Annotated in this window: 18 protein-coding genes; 11 read left to right on the top strand and 7 right to left on the bottom strand. The window is 53.8% G+C overall.

Annotated features, from left to right (window positions below; genetic code table 11):
- Positions 1–5: 5 nt before the first annotated feature.
- Entirely contained in the window at positions 6–464 is a 459-nt protein-coding gene (aroQ, locus tag GN208_RS03340; RefSeq protein ID WP_004236289.1) for a type II 3-dehydroquinate dehydratase, read from the bottom strand.
- A gap of 986 nt (positions 465–1450) precedes the next feature.
- On the opposite strand from aroQ, the gene mreB reads away from it, so the two are divergent.
- The 10 genes from mreB (at position 1451) to GN208_RS03290 (ending at position 13267) form a co-directional block, all read left to right on the top strand.
- The gene (gene mreB, locus GN208_RS03335) at positions 1451–2494 is read left to right on the top strand and encodes a rod shape-determining protein MreB (protein ID WP_004236290.1); all 1044 of its coding nucleotides are present in this window, start codon (positions 1451–1453) and stop codon (positions 2492–2494) included.
- Between the two features lie 113 nt (positions 2495–2607).
- Positions 2608–3729 carry a rod shape-determining protein MreC gene (gene mreC / locus GN208_RS03330; RefSeq protein WP_004236291.1) on the top strand — a complete coding sequence of 374 codons (1122 nt, stop codon included), beginning with the start codon at positions 2608–2610 and terminating at the stop codon, positions 3727–3729.
- Entirely contained in the window at positions 3726–4214 is a 489-nt protein-coding gene (mreD, locus tag GN208_RS03325; RefSeq protein WP_004236292.1) for a rod shape-determining protein MreD, read from the top strand. Before mreC ends, mreD begins: the two co-directional genes overlap by 4 nt.
- 47 nt (positions 4215–4261) lie before the next feature.
- Complete coding sequence (locus tag GN208_RS03320; protein ID WP_004236293.1) at positions 4262–4873, top strand: Maf family protein; 612 nt, start codon at positions 4262–4264, stop codon at positions 4871–4873.
- A complete protein-coding gene (rng, locus tag GN208_RS03315) occupies positions 4870–6339 on the top strand; it encodes a ribonuclease G (RefSeq protein ID WP_004236294.1) in 1470 nt (489 codons plus the stop codon). Before GN208_RS03320 ends, rng begins: the two co-directional genes overlap by 4 nt.
- A 78-nt stretch (positions 6340–6417) precedes the next feature.
- Complete coding sequence (gene yhdP, locus GN208_RS03310) at positions 6418–10197, top strand: AsmA2 domain-containing protein YhdP (protein ID WP_004240535.1); 3780 nt, start codon at positions 6418–6420, stop codon at positions 10195–10197.
- Positions 10194–11051, top strand: a complete 858-nt coding sequence (nit1, locus tag GN208_RS03305; RefSeq protein WP_004236296.1) for a deaminated glutathione amidase — start codon at positions 10194–10196, stop codon at positions 11049–11051. Before yhdP ends, nit1 begins: the two co-directional genes overlap by 4 nt.
- 3 nt (positions 11052–11054) lie before the next feature.
- Complete coding sequence (tldD, locus tag GN208_RS03300; RefSeq protein ID WP_004236297.1) at positions 11055–12500, top strand: metalloprotease TldD; 1446 nt, start codon at positions 11055–11057, stop codon at positions 12498–12500.
- A gap of 2 nt (positions 12501–12502) precedes the next feature.
- Positions 12503–12967: a ribonuclease domain-containing protein gene (locus tag GN208_RS03295; protein ID WP_170950661.1), complete on the top strand. Its 465-nt coding sequence runs from the start codon at positions 12503–12505 to the stop codon at positions 12965–12967.
- A 3-nt stretch (positions 12968–12970) separates the two neighbouring features.
- Positions 12971–13267, top strand: coding sequence for a barstar family protein (locus GN208_RS03290; RefSeq protein ID WP_004236299.1), 297 nt, complete (start codon positions 12971–12973; stop codon positions 13265–13267).
- Here GN208_RS03290 and yjgA read toward each other — a convergent pair.
- Positions 13264–13812: a ribosome biogenesis factor YjgA gene (gene yjgA, locus GN208_RS03285; RefSeq protein WP_004236300.1), complete on the bottom strand. Its 549-nt coding sequence runs from the start codon at positions 13810–13812 to the stop codon at positions 13264–13266. The two genes, GN208_RS03290 and yjgA, sit on opposite strands and share 4 nt — an antisense overlap.
- 172 nt (positions 13813–13984) lie before the next feature.
- Between yjgA and pmbA the strand changes: the two genes are divergently transcribed.
- Entirely contained in the window at positions 13985–15325 is a 1341-nt protein-coding gene (gene pmbA / locus GN208_RS03280) for a metalloprotease PmbA (protein WP_004240526.1), read from the top strand.
- Positions 15326–15388: 63 nt separating this feature from the next.
- Here the strand turns inward: pmbA and GN208_RS03275 are convergent, their stop codons facing one another.
- The 5 genes from GN208_RS03275 to npr form a co-directional block, all read right to left on the bottom strand.
- Positions 15389–16486 carry an ABC transporter substrate-binding protein gene (locus GN208_RS03275; protein ID WP_015422978.1) on the bottom strand — a complete coding sequence of 366 codons (1098 nt, stop codon included), beginning with the start codon at positions 16484–16486 and terminating at the stop codon, positions 15389–15391.
- A 1-nt stretch (position 16487) separates the two neighbouring features.
- Positions 16488–18605, bottom strand: coding sequence for a TonB-dependent siderophore receptor (locus GN208_RS03270; protein ID WP_004236304.1), 2118 nt, complete (start codon positions 18603–18605; stop codon positions 16488–16490).
- Positions 18606–18797: 192 nt separating this feature from the next.
- Positions 18798–18923: a hypothetical protein gene (locus GN208_RS18050; RefSeq protein ID WP_004240521.1), complete on the bottom strand. Its 126-nt coding sequence runs from the start codon at positions 18921–18923 to the stop codon at positions 18798–18800.
- Positions 18924–19046: 123 nt separating this feature from the next.
- Entirely contained in the window at positions 19047–19457 is a 411-nt protein-coding gene (gene rnk / locus GN208_RS03265; protein ID WP_004236307.1) for a nucleoside diphosphate kinase regulator, read from the bottom strand.
- Between the two features lie 192 nt (positions 19458–19649).
- A complete protein-coding gene (gene npr / locus GN208_RS03260; RefSeq protein WP_004236308.1) occupies positions 19650–19922 on the bottom strand; it encodes a PTS phosphocarrier protein NPr in 273 nt (90 codons plus the stop codon).

Below are 19922 nucleotides of genomic sequence, written 5' to 3'. Positions count from 1 at the left end.
TACTCTTAGTGTTGAGTTAATTGTGACAGACGGTGAACCGCTGCCTGTAAAGCATAACGGTAGCCTTCCGCACCCAGCCCGCAGATAACGCCGGTGGCGATATCAGAAAGATAAGAGTGGTGACGGAACGGCTCCCGTGCGTGTACATTCGACAGATGGATCTCGATAAACGGGATGCTGACGGCCAGCAGGGCATCACGCAGAGCCACACTGGTGTGAGTGAATGCGGCCGGGTTTATCAGAATAAAATCGGTGTTTCCCCGTGCAGCATGAATTCTGTCGATGAGTTCGTGCTCGGCGTTGGATTGCAGGTGGCTTAGTGTAACGCCACACTGACCGGCATCGCGGGTCAGCGTTGTAACGATATCCGCGAGAGTGAGCGTCCCGTATTTATCGGGTTCCCGCGTGCCCAGCAGGTTAAGATTCGGGCCGTTCAGTAACAATATATGATAACTTTCGGTCATCCTGCTGCCATCTCCTGCAATCTAACGTAAACGCACAAGATAACGCGATGTTAATGTGTTGTCACCTTTTTCTCACCACCGGTAATATTAATTATTACGGAGGAAGGGCGACATTATAAACATTTCATTGCAGTTCGCAGCAAAATACTGGTCTGAACAGACCGGAACCGGCACAAGGCTGACCAGTTAATCATACGTATTATCTGTCTGCATCCTGTATCCGTTTGCTGATAGTAGTCTGCCTGCCGGTCTTTTAACAGGTACGCCCGGAGGTCAGGATGCTTTTCTGCCGGTGTGCTCACATAACCGGCATTCCGGAGGCGGATCTTACGTAAGATGAACAGCGCAGGAATAAGCCGTTGTGAATAGTTGTCTGCCGTTGTGGTGCGTTATAGTGCATCCGCACCGGCAGATTGGCAAGTCCCGGAAATATTATGGCGCTGAATACGGACAGAACGGGATATAACGGGTCTGTATCCGGGATACGGATATTTATATTTCAGGTTATTTTGAGATTATTCTGAGTAAAGGGTGCTGCTGATTCATCATAATCCGGTGAATAACCCGGTATTTTTGCCGTCTTATCTGTGATTAAGCGGATGGTTTTAATGCGAAGATAGAGGTAGCGGGCGTCAGGCCGATTGTAAGATTGCGTATATTATATAGAATCCGGTTGAACTTGATGCATAGTTACAGGTCAACTGTTCGGAAGTTTGCAGGAATTAATGAAAAAAGAGGGCAACTGCCGGATTTTTTACATTAATTTTAATCTGCCTGCGCGTATTTCCTCAAATATGTGAAAAAGTCTGCGTTTTTATGCAGCTTTATACTGCGCAGTATATAAAAATTATCTAGAATAGACCGCTCCCTGATGTGATGTGGACACGCTGTTGGCAAGGTGCAATCTGTGGCTTGTCGCAAAGAAACGTGGTTGGTAAAGTAGACGGGTTTTTCCCCGTCCCCGGCTTGCAGGATTATCCTTTTGTATGTTTAAAAAAATTCGTGGCATGTTTTCCAACGACCTGTCGATTGACCTGGGTACAGCCAATACCCTGATTTATGTCAAAGGACAAGGCATTGTTCTGGATGAACCGTCTGTCGTGGCTATCCGCCAGGATCGTCCGGGTTCAACCAAAAGTGTTGCTGCTGTTGGTCATGAGGCCAAACGCATGCTGGGTCGTACCCCCGGCAATATCGCAGCAATCCGTCCGATGAAAGACGGTGTTATCGCTGACTTTTTTGTGACCGAGAAAATGCTCCAGCATTTTATCAAACAGGTTCACAGTAACAGTTTTATGCGCCCGAGCCCGCGTGTTCTGGTGTGTGTGCCGGTCGGTGCAACCCAGGTTGAACGCCGTGCCATCCGTGAATCCGCGCTCAGCGCCGGTGCACGTGAAGTTTATCTGATTGAAGAGCCGGTTTCGGCGGCTATCGGTGCCGGTTTACCGGTATCAGAAGCGACCGGTTCCATGGTGGTGGATATCGGCGGCGGTACTACCGAAGTGGCGGTTATCTCCCTGAACGGTGTGGTTTATTCCTCCTCTGTCCGCATCGGCGGCGACCGTTTCGACGAAGCTATCATTAACTATGTGCGCCGTAACTATGGTTCACTGATTGGTGAAGCAACCGCAGAACGCATCAAACACGAAATCGGTTCGGCTTACCCGACTGACGAAGTGCTTGAGATTGAAGTCCGCGGCCGTAACCTGGCTGAAGGGGTTCCGCGCGGTTTCACCCTGAACTCCAACGAAATTCTGGAAGCTCTCCAGGAGCCGCTGACCGGTATTGTCAGTGCTGTCATGCTGGCGCTGGAACAGTGTCCGCCGGAGCTGGCATCCGATATCTCCGAACGCGGAATGGTGCTGACCGGTGGCGGCGCTCTGCTGCGTAACCTGGATCGCCTGCTGATGGAAGAAACCGGGATTCCGGTGATCGTCGCGGAAGATCCGCTGACCTGTGTCGCCCGCGGCGGCGGCAAAGCACTTGAGATGATCGACATGCACGGCAGCGATCTTCTCAGTGAAGAATAAGCGGACTCCCGTCCGTTCAATACTGCAGGCCGGGGGAGTCCGCTCCCCCAGCTCGCCGGATACACACTCTGTCTTCCCGGACGGAATTACTGTAGTGCCTGATATCGCATCCTATGAAGCCGATTTTTAGCCGGGGGCCTTCCCTTCAGATTCGCATTGTTGTTGCGGTTATTTTTGCCATCGGACTGATTGTGGTTGATAACCGGATTGATGCTTTTACCAAAATCCGTAACTATCTGGATACGGCGGTTAGCCCGTTCTATTTTTTAGCCAACGGCCCGCGTCAGTTACTGGACGGTATCTCTGATAACTTTGCCACCCGCGAGCAGCTGGAATTTGAAAACCGCGCTCTGCGCCAGGAATTGCTGGTTAAAAGCAGTCAGAATCAGCTGCTTGAACAATTTAAGCAGGAAAATGCCCGGCTGCGTGAACTGCTCGGTTCACCGCTGCGTCAGGATGAGCACATGATGGTCACTCAGGTGATGGCGGGAGCCAACACCCCGTACCGTGACCAGGTGGTGATCGACAAAGGCAGCCGTGACGGCGTGTATGACGGCCAGCCGGTGATCAGTGATAAAGGCGTGGTGGGACAGGTGATTGCCGTGTCTCAGTTAACCAGCCGTGTTCTGCTGATCTGCGATACCACCCACGCACTGCCGATTCAGGTGCTGCGTAACGACATTCGCGTCATTGCATCCGGCACCGGATGTACTGACGATTTACAGCTTGAACCACTGCCGAACAATATTGATATCCGCGTGGGGGATGTGCTGGTCACCTCCGGCCTAGGCGGCCGTTTCCCGGAAGGTTACCCGGTCGGGATTGTCTCTTCGGTAAAAGTGGATAATCAGCGCGCTTATACCATTATCAGTGCCAAACCGACGGCTGACCTTCAGCGTCTGCGTTATCTGCTCTTATTATGGGGCGGAGACAGCAACCCGCGTGAGCCTTCCGGCCCGTCTGAGGTGTACCGCGCGGCCAACGAACGTATCATGCAGGTTATGCCGCAGGTGATCCCGTCTGTTCAGACGCCGGAAACTGACCCGGCTGCGGCAGCCCCGGACGCACCTGCCGCTCCGGCACCTTCCGCCGGTACGACTCCGCCGAAACCGGCCGGGCCGAAGCCTGCACAGCCAAAACCGGCAGACACACCGGCCACTGCCGCACCGGCCGCTCAGGATCCGGCTGCTGATTCCGCACCGGCCCGGCCGCTGAGGATGAGGCCGCAACAATGAATACCTACCGGGGACAAAACCGGATTATTGTCTGGCTCTCCTTTCTGATAGCACTGGTATTGCAAATCATGCCCTGGCCGGAGCAGATTCAGTTTTACCGTCCGTCGTGGGCGATGCTGTTTCTTATCTACTGGGTGATGGCGCTGCCGCACCGGGTCAGTGTCGGCTCCGCTTTCTTTCTCGGCATGATCATTGACCTGATTGAAGGTTCCACGCTCGGCGTGCATGCCCTGAGCCTGTCTATCGTCACCTATCTGGTCTCATTCAGACATCAGCTGCTGCGCAATATGGCGCTGTGGCAGCAGTCGCTGGTCATTATGGTGCTGTCAGTGCTGATGCAGTTCTTTGTTTTCTGGTCAGAATTTTTATTGTCCGATATTGTGTTTCATCCGGAAGTCTTCTGGAACAGTCTGGTCAATGGTATCTTATGGCCATGGATTTTTTTATTACTGCGTAAGACCCGCCGTCACTTTTCTGTTCATTAATCAGGGAACGGCGGCGTGATACGTTAACAAAACGTCAGGACCCCTGAATGCTGCCGATTTACCTTGCTTCAACCTCTCCCCGCCGCCGGGAACTTATCCGGCTGCTGAATGTTCAGTGTGAAACACTCTCCCCCTGTATCGATGAAATCCGCCGTGACGGTGAACCCGCTGCGGATTACGTGGAGCGCCTGGCGCGGGAGAAAGCACAGGCCGGGGTGGCGCTGGCAGCGGAAGAGAGGCCGGTTATCGGCTCTGATACCATTGTGGTGCTCGGTGGTGATATCCTGGAGAAGCCCAGTGATGCGGCACATGCCTTTACCATGCTCAGTGCACTATCCGGCTGCACACATCAGGTGATGACGGCGGTCGCGGTTTCTGACCGTTTCCGGACACTGAGCACACTGATTGTGACGGATGTGACATTCCGCCGGTTATCAGATGACGAAATAAACGAGTATATTCAGACAGGTGAGCCGATGGACAAAGCCGGTGCTTACGGCATCCAGGGCCTGGGCGGACGCTATGTCCGTAAAATTAACGGTAGCTATCATGCTGTGGTGGGATTACCGTTAGTGGAGACCGAAGAATTAATTAAACGGTACACGGATACCCTGAACGGGGTTGTACCGGAACATATTGACGGGAAAGAAATACCATGACAGCCGAGCTTTTAGTCAACGTGACCCCGTCTGAAACACGGGTCGCTTATATTACCGGCGGGATCCTGCAGGAAATTCATATTGAGCGCGAGGCTAAACGCGGTATCGTCGGCAATATCTATAAAGGGCGTGTGAGCCGGGTGCTGCCCGGTATGCAGGCGGCCTTTATCGATATTGGCCTGGATAAAGCAGCCTTTCTGCATGCCTCGGATATTATGCCGCACACGGAATGTATTTCCGGGGATGAAAAAGAGAAATTCCGCACCCGCGATATCGGGGAACTGGTCCATCAGGGGCAGGATATTATTGTGCAGGTGGTCAAAGATCCGCTGGGCACCAAAGGTGCGCGTCTGACCACCGATATCACGCTGCCGTCCCGCTACCTGGTGTTTATGCCGGGCGCCTCTCACGTAGGGGTTTCCCAGCGCATTGAGAGCGAAGAAGAGCGCGAGCGCCTGAAAAACATTGTGGCGGGTTATTGTGATGAGGACGGCGGTTTTATTATCCGCACAGCAGCGGAAGGGGTCGGGGAAGAAGAACTGACTTCTGATGCCGCGTTCCTGCGCCGGTTGTGGACCAAAGTTATCCAGCGCAAAAAACGCAATACCACCCGTACCAAAATCTACGGTGAACTGGCGCTGGCACACCGCATTCTGCGGGATTTTGCCGGTGAGTCACTCGACCGCATCCGGATTGACTCCCGCCTGAGCTTTAAAGAGTTACAGGAATTTGTGGATGATTACATCCCGGAAATGACCGCCAAACTGGAACTGTACCAGGGCAGTCAGCCGATTTTTGATCTCTATGATACCGAAAATGAAATCCAGCGGGCGATGGAGCGCAAGGTCGAAATGAAATCAGGCGGATACCTGATTATCGACCAGACGGAGGCGATGACCACCATCGATATCAACACCGGTGCGTTTGTCGGGCACCGCAATCTGGAAGAAACTATTTTCAATACCAATATCGAGGCCACCCAGGCGATTGCGCGGCAGTTACGTCTGCGCAACCTCGGTGGTATCATTATCATTGATTTCATTGATATGACCGATGAGGATCACCGTCGCCGGGTGCTGAGTTCGCTGGAACTGGCGCTGGCCAAAGATCGCGTGAAGACCACTATCAACGGTTTTTCACAGCTCGGACTGGTGGAGATGACCCGCAAACGCACGCGGGAGAGCCTCGAACATGTCCTGTGCGAGAAATGCCCGACCTGTCAGGGGCGCGGCAGTGTCCGCTCGGTGGAAACGGTCTGCTATGAAATTCTGCGCGAGATTGTCCGCGTGCACCATCTGCTGGATGTTGATCGCTTCCTCGTCTATGCCTCACCGGCAGTGACTGAGGCATTGCAGGGGGATGAATCCCATGCCCTGGCAGAGGTGGAGATTTTTGTCGGTAAACAGGTTCAGGTTCGCGCCGAACCGCTCTACAGCCAGGAACATTTTGATGTCGTCATGATGTAATTCATTGGCGGTATACTGCCGGATATAAGCGGATATCCGGTTCCGCCGGCCTTGACAGCTGCAGGAGAAGGAGAGCCAGTGAGGCGACTGCCCGGGATTTTACTGACATGTGTGATTGTGATGGTGATTGCTGCAGCACTGGTGCTCGGCGGTCTGCGCTATCTGTTGCCTCAGATTAATGAATACCGCCCGCAGATCGAACAAAAACTCTCACAAATGACCGGTGCCACGGTCAGAATCGGTGAAATCAGCGGCCGCTGGCAGGGATTCGGCCCGGCGCTGACACTCCGTGACCTGACTGTTACCGCTCCGGACGCGGACATTTCAGCCGAAAAAATCGACCTATCCCTGGATATCTGGCGGACGTTATTCCGTTTTCAGGTCAGTTTCCGTGATCTGACATTCTGGCACATGAAGCTGGATTACAAACAGCCGCTGAGCAGTGACGGCAGCAGTATTGAAACCGATGATGCGATGTCCGGTCTCTGGCTGGAGCGCTTTGATAATTTTGATCTGCGCGACAGTGAAATCCGTTTTCTCACACCGTCCGGCGATCCTGCCACTTTGCTGGTTTCCCGTCTGTCATGGCTCAATCAGAGCAAACGCCACCGCGCTCAGGGGGAGATCAGTCTCTCCTCGGTGAATAACCCGCGCGGCTGGCTGCAGGTGCGTCTGGATCTGCGGGATGTGAACGGTCTGCTGGATGAGGGAACGGTCTACCTCCAGGCGGATGATATTGATATGACGCCGTGGTTCAGCCGCTGGCTGCGTGATAACACCGGGCTGAACAAGGCCGGTTTCAGCCTGGCCGGCTGGATGACGGTGGAGAAAGGGACGATAACCCGGGGCCTGGTCAGACTGAACTCCGGCGAGGCGGACTGGCTGGTCGGCAAGGACACGCACACCCTGGAAGTTCAGGATCTTCTGGTGCAGATGCGCCGCCAGGGGGAAGGCTGGCTGTTTAATATCCCGGATCTGCTGAATCTGAAAACTGACGGGCAGCAGTGGCCGGAGGGCAGTCTGTCACTGCTTTATATCCCGCCGTCGGCCAAATACGGCGGCAATCCGCATCTGCGTATCCGCGCCAATGATATTGAGCTGGCGCGTCTGAGCAGCATTGTGCCGACGTTCTCTTTCCTCACCAATGATATTGTTAAAGCCTGGCAGGAGCGCGAGCCGTCAGGTCTTATCCGCGATTTTGCCCTTGATATCACCCCGGCCGCCCCGGAAAACCTCGAACTGGATGTTTCCTGGCAGGATGTCAGCTGGAAAGCACGGGAGGAATTACCGTCGGTATCTCATTTCAGCGGCGTATTACGCGGCGGACAGGCACGCGGCATTCTGCGTTTTGCCCTCGATGACAGTGTGCTGGACTACCGCCCGATGTTTACCGCACCGTTGGCGGTATCAGAAAGCCGCGGACAGGTGCAGTGGAATAATACGGACGGCAACTTCAGCCTCTGGAGTGATAATTTAGATCTGCAATCCGGCGCGCTGCGGGCGAATGGCAACTTCCGCTATCAGCATGATAAGGACCGGCCGCCGTCTCTCGGGATCCTCGGCGGCGTGACCCTGACGGATGCCGGGGAAGCCTGGCGCTATTTCCCGGTACCGCTGATGGGGGAATTCCTGAGCGAATACCTGACACAGGCACTGATTGCCGGGAAAGCGGAAAATGCCACGGTGATATTTCAGGGTAACCCGGCAGACTTCCCGTTCCGCAAAAACGAAGGGCAGTTCCAGATTTGGGTACCGCTGCGTGACGCCACCTTTAAATATGATCAGGAATGGCCTGCCCTGATAAACATGGATGCGGATCTGAACTTCCATAACCAGGGTCTGTGGATCAGTGCACAGGAAGCAAAACTGGGCGAGGCCACCGCCCGCAATCTGAAAGCGGATATTCCGGATTTCATGGTTGAGCGCCTCTATATTCAGTCTGATATTGAAGGCAAAGGCGAATCACTGGGTAAATATTTTGATCAGACACCGATGAAAAGCTCTATCGGCAATACCCTGGAGCAGCTGAAAATCGGTGGTGAGGTTAAGGGTGATCTTAAACTGGAAATCCCGCTTAACTTCAATGAGATGGTGCGGGCGACCGGGCATGTTAATCTGAAAAATAATGATATTGATGTGGTGCCGCTCGGCAGCACACTCAAAGGTGTCAGCGGACAATTCCGCTTTGATAACGGCGACCTGGAAAGTGACCGCATCACGGCGCACTGGTTCGGTCAGCCGCTGAATATCCGCTTTACCACTAAAGAAAACCCGTCTGATTTTGCCGTCAATATCGATCTGGACGGTAACTGGCAGATGAAGGGCATCGACGGCATACCGGCGGCCATAAAACAGCACGTAACCGGTTCGTTCCCGTGGACAGGGGTGGTGAACATTGCCCTGCCGCAGAAAGGGGAAATGAGCTACACCGTGGATCTGGAAGGTCAGACCGGCAAACTGACCAGCAGCACCTTACCGGCTGTCCGGCGCTGGGCGGCGGAGAGCGGCACACTGAATGTGCATGCCACCGGGACAGAACACACCCTGAAAGCCGGGGGAACCGTCGGCAAATCGTTCAGCGTCCTGACGGACTGGCGGCTCGGCGATATTCTCACGCTTAATGGTGCGGCAATCGTTCCGGGCACAAAAGTGCCGGAGAAAGTCACGCCGGATGTTATCAGTATTGCCCTGCCGCCGATCAGCGGTGAGGAGTGGGTCGGTGCGCTGGCCGTTGCCGGTCAGAATCACCAGCAGCCTGCCTCACTGAAACTGCCGGGAAATATTGATATTTCCGCCCCGTATGCGGATTTTGCCGGACAGCGCTGGAATCAGGTGAAACTGCGTATTCATCCGCAGGAAAACGGCTGGCTGCTCAGTTCGGACAGTCAGGAGCTGCGCGGGGATATCCGCATTCCGGCTTCCGGACCGTGGCAGGCAAGTATTGATTATCTCTACTATAATCCGGAGTCGATTCAGAATGCGCTGCCGGAATCGCAGCGTAATCAAACCACCAAAACGGATTACCGCGTCGGCAGCTGGCCTGCGGTCACACTGCGCTGTGAAGCCTGCTGGGTGAGCGGCCTGAATATCGGTACGGTGAATGCGAAAGTCTGGCCGGAAAATAACTCTCTGGTGCTGGATGCGGCAACCGTCAAAAACAGTGCCAGTGAACTGACACTCAGCGGCCGCTGGGATGCCGGTCCGGAGCCATTGTCGCACTTTAAAGGTCAGTTTAAGGGGCCGGTCTTTGATAATATGGCCGCCTATTTCGGGGTACTGGTGCCTATCACCGGCTCACCGTTCAATGTGGATTTTGACCTGAGCTGGCGGGATGTTCCCTGGTCGCCGGATGTGGCAACCCTGAACGGTATTATCAGCACGTCGCTCGGCAAAGGGGCGATTGAACGGATGGGCGGCGGTAATGCCGGTAAACTGCTGCGGCTCGTCAGTTTTGATGCATTACTGCGCAAATTACAGCTCGATTTCACGGATACTTTCAGTAATGACTTCGTTTTTGACAGCATACGCGGTAAAGGCGTGATAAAAGATGGTATTTTAAAGACAACCGATACCCGCGTGGACGGATTAATGGCGGATATCAGCTTTAGCGGTTCAGTTTATCTTGTGGAGCGTCGTATTGATATGTCGGTGGTTGTCACACCGGAACTCTCTGCGACGGTCGGGGTGGCGACAGCCTTTGTGGTTAACCCGATAGCCGGAGCGGCAGTCTTTGTGGCCAGTAAGGTGCTCGGCCCGCTCTGGAGTAAAATTTCGGTGATACGGTATCACCTGAGCGGCAGTTTAGAAGAGCCGAAGATAGATGAAGTTTTGCGTCAGTTAAAGGAGACCCGGGAATGAAAAACGCAAATGTGGCTTTATTGCAGCTGTGCAGCGGCACAAATATTAAACACAATTTGGCGCAAATCGAACAACAGATCAAACAACTGCCTGATAATATCAAGCTGGTGATGACACCGGAAAATGCGCTGATTTTTGCATCAGGCAACACCTATCAGAAGTATGCGGAAGTGCAGGGCGAAGGCCCGCTGCAGTCAGCGGTGGCTGATATGGCGCGCCGCTACGGGGTGTGGATCCTGGTCGGCTCAATGCCGATGATCAGCCGTGAAGACCCGGCGCGTATCACCAGCAGCAGCCTGCTGTTTGATGATAAAGGGGAAATCAAAGCCCGTTACGATAAAATTCACATGTTTGACGTGAATATCGATGATGAGCAGGGTTCATACAATGAATCAAAAATCTTCCAGCGCGGCGAGCACATCACCGTGGTGGATACCCCGGTGGGTCGTCTCGGTATGACCATCTGTTATGATCTGCGTTTCCCGGGCCTGTTTCAGGCACTGCGTGAGCAGGGCGCTGAGATTATCTCTGTTCCGGCGGCCTTTACCCGGCTGACCGGCAAATCTCACTGGGAGCCGCTGCTGCGCGCCCGTGCGATTGAAAACCAGTGCATTATCCTGGCACCGGCACAGGTCGGTGTACACGGTACCCGCCGCACATGGGGACACACCATGGCCGTTGACGGCTGGGGCAAAGTGATGAAGAAAAATACGGATGCGGTGGCCGCCATCGGCGTGGATATCCGTCCGGACAGCTTAACCTCAATGCGTGAGCAGATCCGCGTGGTGAAACATAACCGTTTCCGCCCGCAGCTGACTTCACTGATTGAGAAAAACACCACAGGTAAAGAGTAAATTATGAGTTTTTCAACTGTCAGCAATCATCTGCTGACCGCCCATGATCTTGATGAACAGGATCTCTTTTCTGTCCTCACACAGTTAGCGGATCGCCATATTGATTATGGCGATCTGTACTTCCAGAGCAGTTTTCATGAAGCCTGGGTGCTGGAAGATAAAATTATCAAAAACGGCTCTTACAATATTGACCAGGGTGTCGGGATCCGCGCTGTCAGCGGCGAGAAAACCGGCTTTGCCTATGCGGATCAGATAAGTCTGACCGCATTACAGCAGAGTGCATCCGCCGCCCGCAGTATTGTCCGTGAGCAGGGTAACGGTAAGGTGCAGAGCCTGCACCGTGTCAATAACACGGCACTCTATGCTGCACTCGATCCGCTGCGCGCAATGCCGCGTGAGGAAAAAATCGCGCTGCTGCACCGCCTTGACCGTGTGGCCCGTGCGGAAGATCCGCGAGTGCAGGAAGTGAATGCCAGCCTGACCGGTGTCTATGAAGAAGTGCTGGTAGCTGCCACTGACGGCACACTGGCGACGGATATCCGTCCGCTGGTGCGCCTGTCTGTCAGTGTGCTGGTGGAAGAGGACGGTAAACGCGAACACGGCGGCAGCGGCGGCGGCGGTCGTTTCGGTTATGAATATTTCCTCGGTACGGAAGACGGTGAGATCCGCGCAGACCATTTTGCCCGCGAAGCGGTGCGCATGGCGCTGGTGAATCTCTCTGCTGTTGCGGCACCGGCCGGGTTAATGCCGGTTGTGCTGGGCGCGGGCTGGCCGGGCGTGTTACTGCATGAAGCGGTCGGTCATGGCCTGGAAGGAGATTTCAACCGCCGTGGTGCTTCGGTATTCAGCGGAAAAATCGGTCAGCAGGTCACATCATCACTCTGTACCATTGTTGATGACGGTACTATCGGTGATCGCCGCGGGTCACTGGCAATTGATGATGAAGGGGTGCCTGGACAGTATAACATCCTGATCGAGAACGGTATTCTGAAAGGTTATATGCAGGATAAACTCAACGCCCGTCTGATGGGGGTTGACCCGACCGGTAACGGCCGCCGTGAATCCTATGCCCATCTGCCGATGCCGCGCATGACCAACACCTATATGCTGGCCGGCGAAACGTCGCCGGAAGAGATTATCGCCAGTGTGAAAAATGGCCTGTATGCTCCGAATTTCGGTGGCGGTCAGGTGGATATCACCTCCGGTAAGTTTGTGTTCTCGACATCCGAAGCGTATCTCATTGAAGACGGTAAAATTACCAGACCGGTGAAAGGCGCGACACTGATTGGCTCCGGTATCGAAGCCATGCAGCAGGTATCGATGGTCGGTAATGACCTGAAACTGGATAAAGGTGTCGGTGTCTGCGGTAAAGAAGGCCAGAGCGTGCCGGTGGGTGTCGGTCAGCCGACGCTGAAACTGGACAGCATTACCGTCGGCGGAACGGCCTGATGATGCAGAAATACGGCACGCTGGTGATTGTTCTGATTGTGGCGGTCTCCGCCTGGCTGGCGGGGTTACCGGGGCAGTTTATCGAAACCCGTCCGTCAGAGCCGGTACCGCAGCATACAGAACAGCCGCAGAGCATTGATGCCCTGACAGCACAGTCACGGGTGGTCAGCTATGTGCAGCAGCACCAGCGTCTGCCGGATTACTATGTGACGAAAAAAGCCGCCCGTGATGCGGGCTGGCAGCCGTCAAAAGGTAATCTCTGTGAGGTGATGCCGGGTAAAGCTATCGGCGGTGACCGTTTCGGCAACCGGGAAAAAGGGCTGCCGGATGCGCCATCACGCCAGTGGTTTGAGGCGGACATAAACTATAACTGCGGCCATCGCGGCAGTGATCGTCTGCTTTATTCCAGTGACGGGCTGATTTATGTCACCACTGATCATTACCGTTCGTTTCAGCAGGCCAATTAACCCATGACACCTGATATCAGCATTGTGCGTTTTGATTTCCGCACCATCCGGACAACAGACGATTTTTATCAGCAATTCAGTGATAAATTTCAGCTGCCGTACTTCGGGTGTAACACGGATGCACTATGGGACATGCTGACAGGCGGAATAGATCTGCCGGTGATACTGGCGTTTGAACATATTACCGCACGGCAGCGGCGGCTGTTTTCAGCCATTATCGGTACCTGCCGGGATGCGGAGGAAGAGTGGCCGGGGGATATTCAGCTGGTGCTGACCCCCCTGACCATGACGGCGGATTAAGCGCTTTCTGCCAGTTCTTTCAGATACTGGAACAGCTGGCGGTAAGCTTTCGGCGGTTTATTGCCTTCGCGCTCTTTTTTCGCGTTACGGATAAGCGCACGCAGCTGCTGGCGATCAAGGTGCGGGAACAGCGCAACGGCTTCTTCCGTCACAGTGTCATCACCGGTGACCAGGCGTTCGCGCAGATCTTCGAGTTTATGCAGCAGGACAACCTGCTGGTTATGGCGGTTTTTCAGTTTGTCGAGTGCCGTGGTAATCGGCTCCGGGTCACGGGCCCGCAGCAGTTTACCGATGAGCTGTAACTGACGGCGCAGACCTTCGCGCTTGATTTTTTGTGCAAGCAGGATGGCTTCGAGCAGTTGTTCATCCAGCGGAATACGTTCCAGCTGGGTTTTGCTCAGTGCAACCAGTTCAGCGCCGAGTTTTTTCAGGACTTCAGCATCGCGTTTAATTTCGCTTTTGCTGACCCAGATTATCTCGTCATCCTCTTCCTCCTGAGGAAGTGCATCGGGTTCTTCAAACCAGTCTTCAGGCTGCTTTGCCATAATAGTATTTCCTGTGGCGAAACACAGAGCGGCGGGTGCCGGATGATCTCTGTGTTTGTGAGTGTTAACATTTGATTATTGCGTATTGTAACCGGGGAAAAGGCCGGATAACACCTATTCAGCTGTCTGATTAGCTGACGGCCCCTTAATTTATTGAATTGGAACCTGATTGATGAATATCACTTCTCAGATTATGGCGCAGCGTACGCGCCTGGAACAAGCGGTTTCGCAGGCACTGAGTATTGCACAGAAAGGGTGTGACAGCGCCGAAGTTGCTGTCAGCAGAACCACCGGGATGAGTGTGAGCACCCGTATGGGTGAGGTGGAGAATGTCGAGTTTAACAGCGACGGCGCACTGGGGATCACTGTGTATCATAACCAGCGCAAAGGCAGCGCATCCTCCACAGATTTAAGCGAAGAGGCGATTGCCCGTACCGTACAGGCGGCGATCGACATTGCGAAATATACATCTGAAGACCCGTGTTCGGGCCCGGCAGATCGCGATTTGCTGGCTTTTGAGGCACCGGATTTACAACTGTTTTATCCGTCCGAAGTGAGCGCTGACCAGGCTATCGACTATGCCGCCAATGCGGAAAAAGCCGCACTGAGTGCCGACCCGCGCATCACCAACACAGAAGGCGGCAGCTTTAACAGCCATTACGGCATCCGTGTGTTCGGTAACACGCTGGGTATGCTGCAAAGCTACTGCAGCAGCCGTCACTCCATGTCCGCTTGTGTGATCGCGGAAGAAAACGGCGATATGGAGCGTGATTACGCCTATACCATCGCACGTAAACTGGATGACCTGAAATCCGCACAGTGGGTGGGTGAAGAGTGTGCCCGCCGGACACTGTCCCGCCTTGCTCCGCGCAAACTGGCAACACAGAAAGCACCGGTGATTTTTGCCCCGGAAGTGGCAACCGGTTTGTTCGGGCATCTGGTCGGCGCGATCAGCGGCACCTCCGTGTACCGCAAATCCACCTTCCTGCTCGATAGCCTCGGTAAACAGATCCTGCCGGACTGGCTGACTATCCGCGAACTGCCGCATGTGATCGGCGGACTGGCCTCCACCCCGTTTGACAGCGAAGGGGTCCGGACAGAAGATCGCCTGATTATCGAAAACGGTGTGCTGAACAACTGGCTGATGACCACCTACGCTGCCCGTAAACTGGGGCTGAAGAGCACCGGCCATGCAGGCGGGATCCACAACTGGCACATTGCCGGTCAGGGGCTGGGATTTGACGACATGCTCCGGGAAATGGGCACCGGTCTGGTGGTTACCGAACTGATGGGACAGGGTGTCAGCGGTATTACCGGTGATTACTCCCGCGGCGCATCCGGTTTCTGGGTGGAAAACGGCGAGATTCAGTATCCGGTCAGTGAAATCACCATTGCCGGAAACCTGAAAGACATGTGGGCCAGCATTATCGCCACCGGCGACGATATTGAAACCCGCAGCAACATTCAGTGCGGCTCAGTCTGGCTGCCGGAAATGAGTATTGCGGGACAGTAAGTGTGTCACTCCCGGAGCCGGAGTATCCGCCTCCGGGAGTGAAAATGCAGAAAACAGCAGCGATTATCGCGAAAACAGCCAGTAAGTCCCGGTTTCCGGTACAGACAGGAACCGCCGGTTCATTTCATCCAGTGTCTTCTGCGGATCAACATCAGAAAAGAGATCCGGGTGCAGTTCCCGCGCGAAAAACTCCGCTGCCAGCAGATGCCACGGGCTGAGATAAACATGATGCCAGAGTGCGGCGGTCCGTCCTTCCCGGACAGCAGGCAGTGCGGCAATCACCGGATCTTTCTGTAATTGTTCCTGCAGGCTTTGTCGGGCGGTGTCAGGGCGGAGATCCGGCCCCAGTTGTAACTGCCCCCGGTTATCCCTTCCGCCGCTGCCGGTCACCAGATAATATTCCGGATTATCCGACAATACCTTCTCCGGGCTGAGCCGTCCGAAAACACCACTGAACTTCCCTGCTGCAATGTTATCCCCGCCGGAAAAGGCCAGTAAATCGGCCAGATTTCCGGAAGCTGCAGTCGTGCAGCATTCTGCTTTTTTCCCGAGATGTAACTGCAGCAAAACTTTGGGGCGATGCGGATTGTGCATAGCCAGACGGTTGCGGATCACGTCCATATGCTGCTGATAAAACGCAGTAAAAGCGGCAGTTTTTTCCTGCCGGTTCAGAACTTCGCCCAGCGTTTTCAGTGACGGAACCGTGTTCCGCAACGGATCCACCCTGAAATCCAGGTAAATCACCGGAATACCGGCGGCTGCGGTCTGGTGTGCAAATTGCGTTTCATCAGGACGGGATTTGGCATACACCGGCATAATAATCAGATCCGGTTGCAGGGCGATGATTTTCTCAATATTAAGCTGTGAAAAATTATCGTTCCCGACAATGGTAATATCCCTGATCGCCGGAAATGCAGCCGCATATTTTCCCCATGTCTGCGAATCGAGTCGCTGTAAATCAGCCGGCCACCCGACGACACGCGCCGCCGGATTACCGGTTTCGATCAGTGCCAGGGTATAGAGCATCCTGCTTTCACCGAGTACTATCCGCTGCGGATCATCCGGAACCGTGACTGTCCGCCCGAGACTGTCCGTAACGGTTTTTGCCCCGCACAGCAGCGAAAATGCCATCAGCAGCAGCCCGGAAAAGAGATGTTTCATATCAGAAGTCCACTGAGGCATTCAGGAACAGGGTGCGCGGCTCTCCGGCGATGACACGCAGGTTTCCCGCGCTGGACGCATAGTATTCCCTGTTCAGCAGATTGTTCACATTCAGTTTCAGTTGGGTCTCATGTCCGCTGACAGTCCCGTTCCACGCGGCGAAAGCATCTGTGACGGTATACGCCGGCAGGTAAAAACTGTTTTCCGGATCACCGGCACGTTTGCCGACATAGCGTCCGCCGCCGCCGAAGCGCAGTTCACCCGGTAAGCCCGGTACAGTCAGGGTATGCGTCAGATACAGGCTGCCCATATTGCGCGGGGCATTGACCAGCTGGTTACCGACATTCTGGGGTTTCAGATTATCTTCTTTAATCTGCGTTCTGTTGAGGCTGTAGTTTGCCGCTATCTGCCATCCCGGCGCAAATTCGCCGTTAATTTCCAGTTCCGCACCTTCCGAGCGGGATTTCGGGATATTCCGGTTCAGGCCGTTCATAAAGATGGACATGTCTTTTTCATCAATACGGTAAAGGGCAAAGGTCGTCAGCATCGTTGGTGTTGTCTGCCATTTTGCACCCAGTTCGTATGTCTGACCTTTTTCAGTGGAGGCCACATTGCCGTCATCATCCACCTGTGCGGAAGGGGTGAAGGATTGGCTGTAACTGCTGTAAAGTGCCAGTTCCGGTGTGAGTTTGTAGACGACCCCGGCCTGCGGAACAAATTCAGAACCGCTGTCATTGAGTGTTGTCTGATGGTTTATCCATCCGCTGCTGCCATTTTGCGTATAGCGCTGCAGACGGCCTCCGAGCACGACAATCCACTGGTCATTCAGATGGATACTGTCTTTGGCATAGAGTGAACTGCTGTACACCGTGGCGCGCAGGTTGCTTTTTGCGTCATCGGCGGTTTTATCTGTGGTGACCGGTGATTCGCCGTATACCGGATGGTACATATTGAATTGTTTTGACGGCTTGCCGCGGAAGGACCAGGCTTTGTAGGTTTCGTTCTTTTCGTAATCAGCCCCGAGCGTGATGTCATGCCGCATACCGGCGAGTTCCGGTGTACCGCTGATATCCCAGCCGATATAGGTGGTCTGATGATTAAAGCCACGGTTGGCATCAGCACGGCGGGTAACAATTCCGGTCTCCGGGTTGATAGCCGTCGCGCGGACCTCATTACTGTCGTAGCGGCGCTGCATCCACGCATACTTAATTCCGGTTTCCCAGATGCCGTCAAATTCCTGCCGGTATTCTGCGGTCAGACGTTTATTTTTCCCGTATGCGTGATTAGCGTTGTCATCTATCCGTTCATTATAAGGAATACGGATCGGGCTGCCGCCGATAAAAGCGGTTCCGCGATCGTAAGGCACATCGAATTTATTTTCGGTATAAGCCACATTGAACGAGGCGCTGTCACCGAGCCAGCTCAGGGAAGGTGCCAGCAACGTGTGCTGATCTTCCCCGAAATTGCGCCAGTAATCTTCATGGCGGCGTTCTGCTATCAGCCGGACTGCCACGCCATTGCCGAGAGGGCCGGTCACATCAATCGTACCGGTACCGCCGCCGTTGCTGTTTGTCCGTCCGCTGATGCGTCCCTGCCACTGATACTGTGGTTTTTTGGAGATCAGGTTTATCACGCCGCCCGGATTCAGAATACCGTAAAGCAGGGAAGAAGAGCCTTTCAGAACATCAACACGTTCAGTAGTGGCATCCATCGCCAGCCCCTGGTTGCTGCGTACCCCGTCGATAAACACAGATCCGTCCGTATTGGAGCCGAAGCCGCGTTTGACAAACCCGTCCTCAATGCCGCCCAGCGTGTTGCCCTGAGTTACACCGCTGACAAACTTTACTGCGTCATCCACTGAAGTGACATTAAAGTCACGGATCAACTGCGGCGTGACAATACTGATGGATTGCGGCGTTTCATTACGCGGGGTCAGTGTTTTCAGAGTGGAATAGACATTATCCCCGCTGTAACTCCCTTCGCGGTCTTGCGGGGCGGCAGTGACAACCAGAGTATCATCGGCGGCAACCGCATGAAAAACAGAAATAAAGATAAAGGGGAATGTCAGCACAAACCGGGAACAGCAATGCGGTCTGCGTAAATGCGCAGCAGATTTCATGTGTGAGTCTCAATATCAGAAGAATAAACAGCCAAAATAAAAACGGAATGATATTGATAATGATTACTATGCGCAATAATTTTTTGTGATAATCATCCGTGAAGGGCGGGGCGGAAATAAAAATGCCGCAGCGGAAGAAGCCGCTGCGGCATGATTAACTTGCGTTATTGAATTGTGCTGTACGGATGATATTCAGACTGCCAGCAGCATAAAGCCCCGCCACAGTAATAACAGCTGCTGTTCAAAACCCAGAATGACCGGAAATCCGCCCGGAGCTCCGCTCATACCAAACAAAGATGTCAAAGAATAGGCAGCCATGATCAGTTTCCTTCAGGAAATAAAGAGAGAAACATCATGCAATAAAGGTGTGAAGAAAGGAACCCCTGAGGAAGCTGCGCCCGCAGATTGCCTGAAACGGACGCAGAACCGGCTTAAAGCGGATTAACGGTGTAACTCACCGGCAGCTTCAGGCTGATAGATAATTTCTGATACTTTTACGCGCGTTGCTTCACCGTTCGGCAGTTCCCATGAGATCTCATCACCGACAGAAAGCCCGAGTAACGCAGCTCCCAGTGGTGCCATCACAGACAGCTGTTCAGCACTGTCTTTCAGTGAAGCCGGGTACACCAGGGTACGGATACTCTCTTTCCCGCTCGATAAATCTTCAAAGCGGATGCGGCTGTTCATCGTCACGACCGTGGCAGGCATTTCTGCCGGCGGCAGGATTTCCGCGCGATCCAACTCTTCATTCAGGGCTTCGGCAACCGGACTGTCAGCATAAGCCGGCTGTTCCAGCAGCATATCCAGACGCTCCGCGTCCAGTTCATTAATAATTATATTGGGCTTTTTCATACCACACTCCAAATCATTTCCAATACAAAAGAACACCCCCACACCAGAAGGAGGGGGGTGCTCATTTGATAATTAATCTGATAGTAGGCTGTTCTCCTCCGAAAGGAAAGAGATCAGGATCACGAACCGCCGGGCTGCGTGAACGAAACAGCGTATCAGTTTTCTTTAAGTAAAATATTTCGGTTAGTATAACTAATCTTCATCAAAACCTGAATCAAAAAGGGAAATAATTGCCTCAATGGCAGAATTTTCATCAGGTCCTGTTGCTTCCACTTCAATAAAACTGCCCTGTTCGGAATCCAGCATCAGCATGGCGAGCACACTGTCTGCCCGGGCTTCCTCATTTTGCTTATTACGGAATACCACCGCTGACCGGAAGGTCTGGATCAGTTCAAACAGTTTCATGGCCGGCCGGGCATGCAATCCCAGCCGGTTTTTGATTTCAACCTGACAGCGGATAGTCAT

The sequence above is a fragment of the Morganella sp. HSTU-ASny43 genome, assembly GCF_022819185.1.
GTDB classification, from domain to species: Bacteria; Pseudomonadota; Gammaproteobacteria; order Enterobacterales; family Enterobacteriaceae; genus Morganella; species Morganella morganii.
The sequence above is the reverse complement of the archived record's forward strand: the minus strand, read 5'-3'. Positions and strand labels throughout refer to the sequence as shown.

Bases quoted from the DNA above. Each gene is read 5' to 3' on its own strand.
- mreB (WP_004236290.1), top strand. From the start codon at position 1,451: ATGTTTAAAAAAATTCGTGGCATGTTTTCCAACGACCTGTCGATTGAC.
- rnk (WP_004236307.1), bottom strand. From the start codon at position 19,457: ATGAAAAAGCCCAATATAATTATTAATGAACTGGACGCGGAGCGTCTG.
- pmbA (WP_004240526.1), top strand. From the start codon at position 13,985: ATGAATATCACTTCTCAGATTATGGCGCAGCGTACGCGCCTGGAACAA.
- GN208_RS03295 (WP_170950661.1), top strand. From the start codon at position 12,503: ATGCAGAAATACGGCACGCTGGTGATTGTTCTGATTGTGGCGGTCTCC.
- tldD (WP_004236297.1), top strand. From the start codon at position 11,055: ATGAGTTTTTCAACTGTCAGCAATCATCTGCTGACCGCCCATGATCTT.
- GN208_RS18050 (WP_004240521.1), bottom strand. From the start codon at position 18,923: ATGGCTGCCTATTCTTTGACATCTTTGTTTGGTATGAGCGGAGCTCCG.
- yjgA (WP_004236300.1), bottom strand. From the start codon at position 13,812: ATGGCAAAGCAGCCTGAAGACTGGTTTGAAGAACCCGATGCACTTCCT.
- mreC (WP_004236291.1), top strand. From the start codon at position 2,608: ATGAAGCCGATTTTTAGCCGGGGGCCTTCCCTTCAGATTCGCATTGTT.
- GN208_RS03290 (WP_004236299.1), top strand. From the start codon at position 12,971: ATGACACCTGATATCAGCATTGTGCGTTTTGATTTCCGCACCATCCGG.
- npr (WP_004236308.1), bottom strand. From the start codon at position 19,922: ATGACTATCCGCTGTCAGGTTGAAATCAAAAACCGGCTGGGATTGCAT.
- GN208_RS03275 (WP_015422978.1), bottom strand. From the start codon at position 16,486: ATGAAACATCTCTTTTCCGGGCTGCTGCTGATGGCATTTTCGCTGCTG.
- mreD (WP_004236292.1), top strand. From the start codon at position 3,726: ATGAATACCTACCGGGGACAAAACCGGATTATTGTCTGGCTCTCCTTT.
- rng (WP_004236294.1), top strand. From the start codon at position 4,870: ATGACAGCCGAGCTTTTAGTCAACGTGACCCCGTCTGAAACACGGGTC.
- GN208_RS03270 (WP_004236304.1), bottom strand. From the start codon at position 18,605: ATGAAATCTGCTGCGCATTTACGCAGACCGCATTGCTGTTCCCGGTTT.
- GN208_RS03320 (WP_004236293.1), top strand. From the start codon at position 4,262: ATGCTGCCGATTTACCTTGCTTCAACCTCTCCCCGCCGCCGGGAACTT.
- aroQ (WP_004236289.1), bottom strand. From the start codon at position 464: ATGACCGAAAGTTATCATATATTGTTACTGAACGGCCCGAATCTTAAC.
- nit1 (WP_004236296.1), top strand. From the start codon at position 10,194: ATGAAAAACGCAAATGTGGCTTTATTGCAGCTGTGCAGCGGCACAAAT.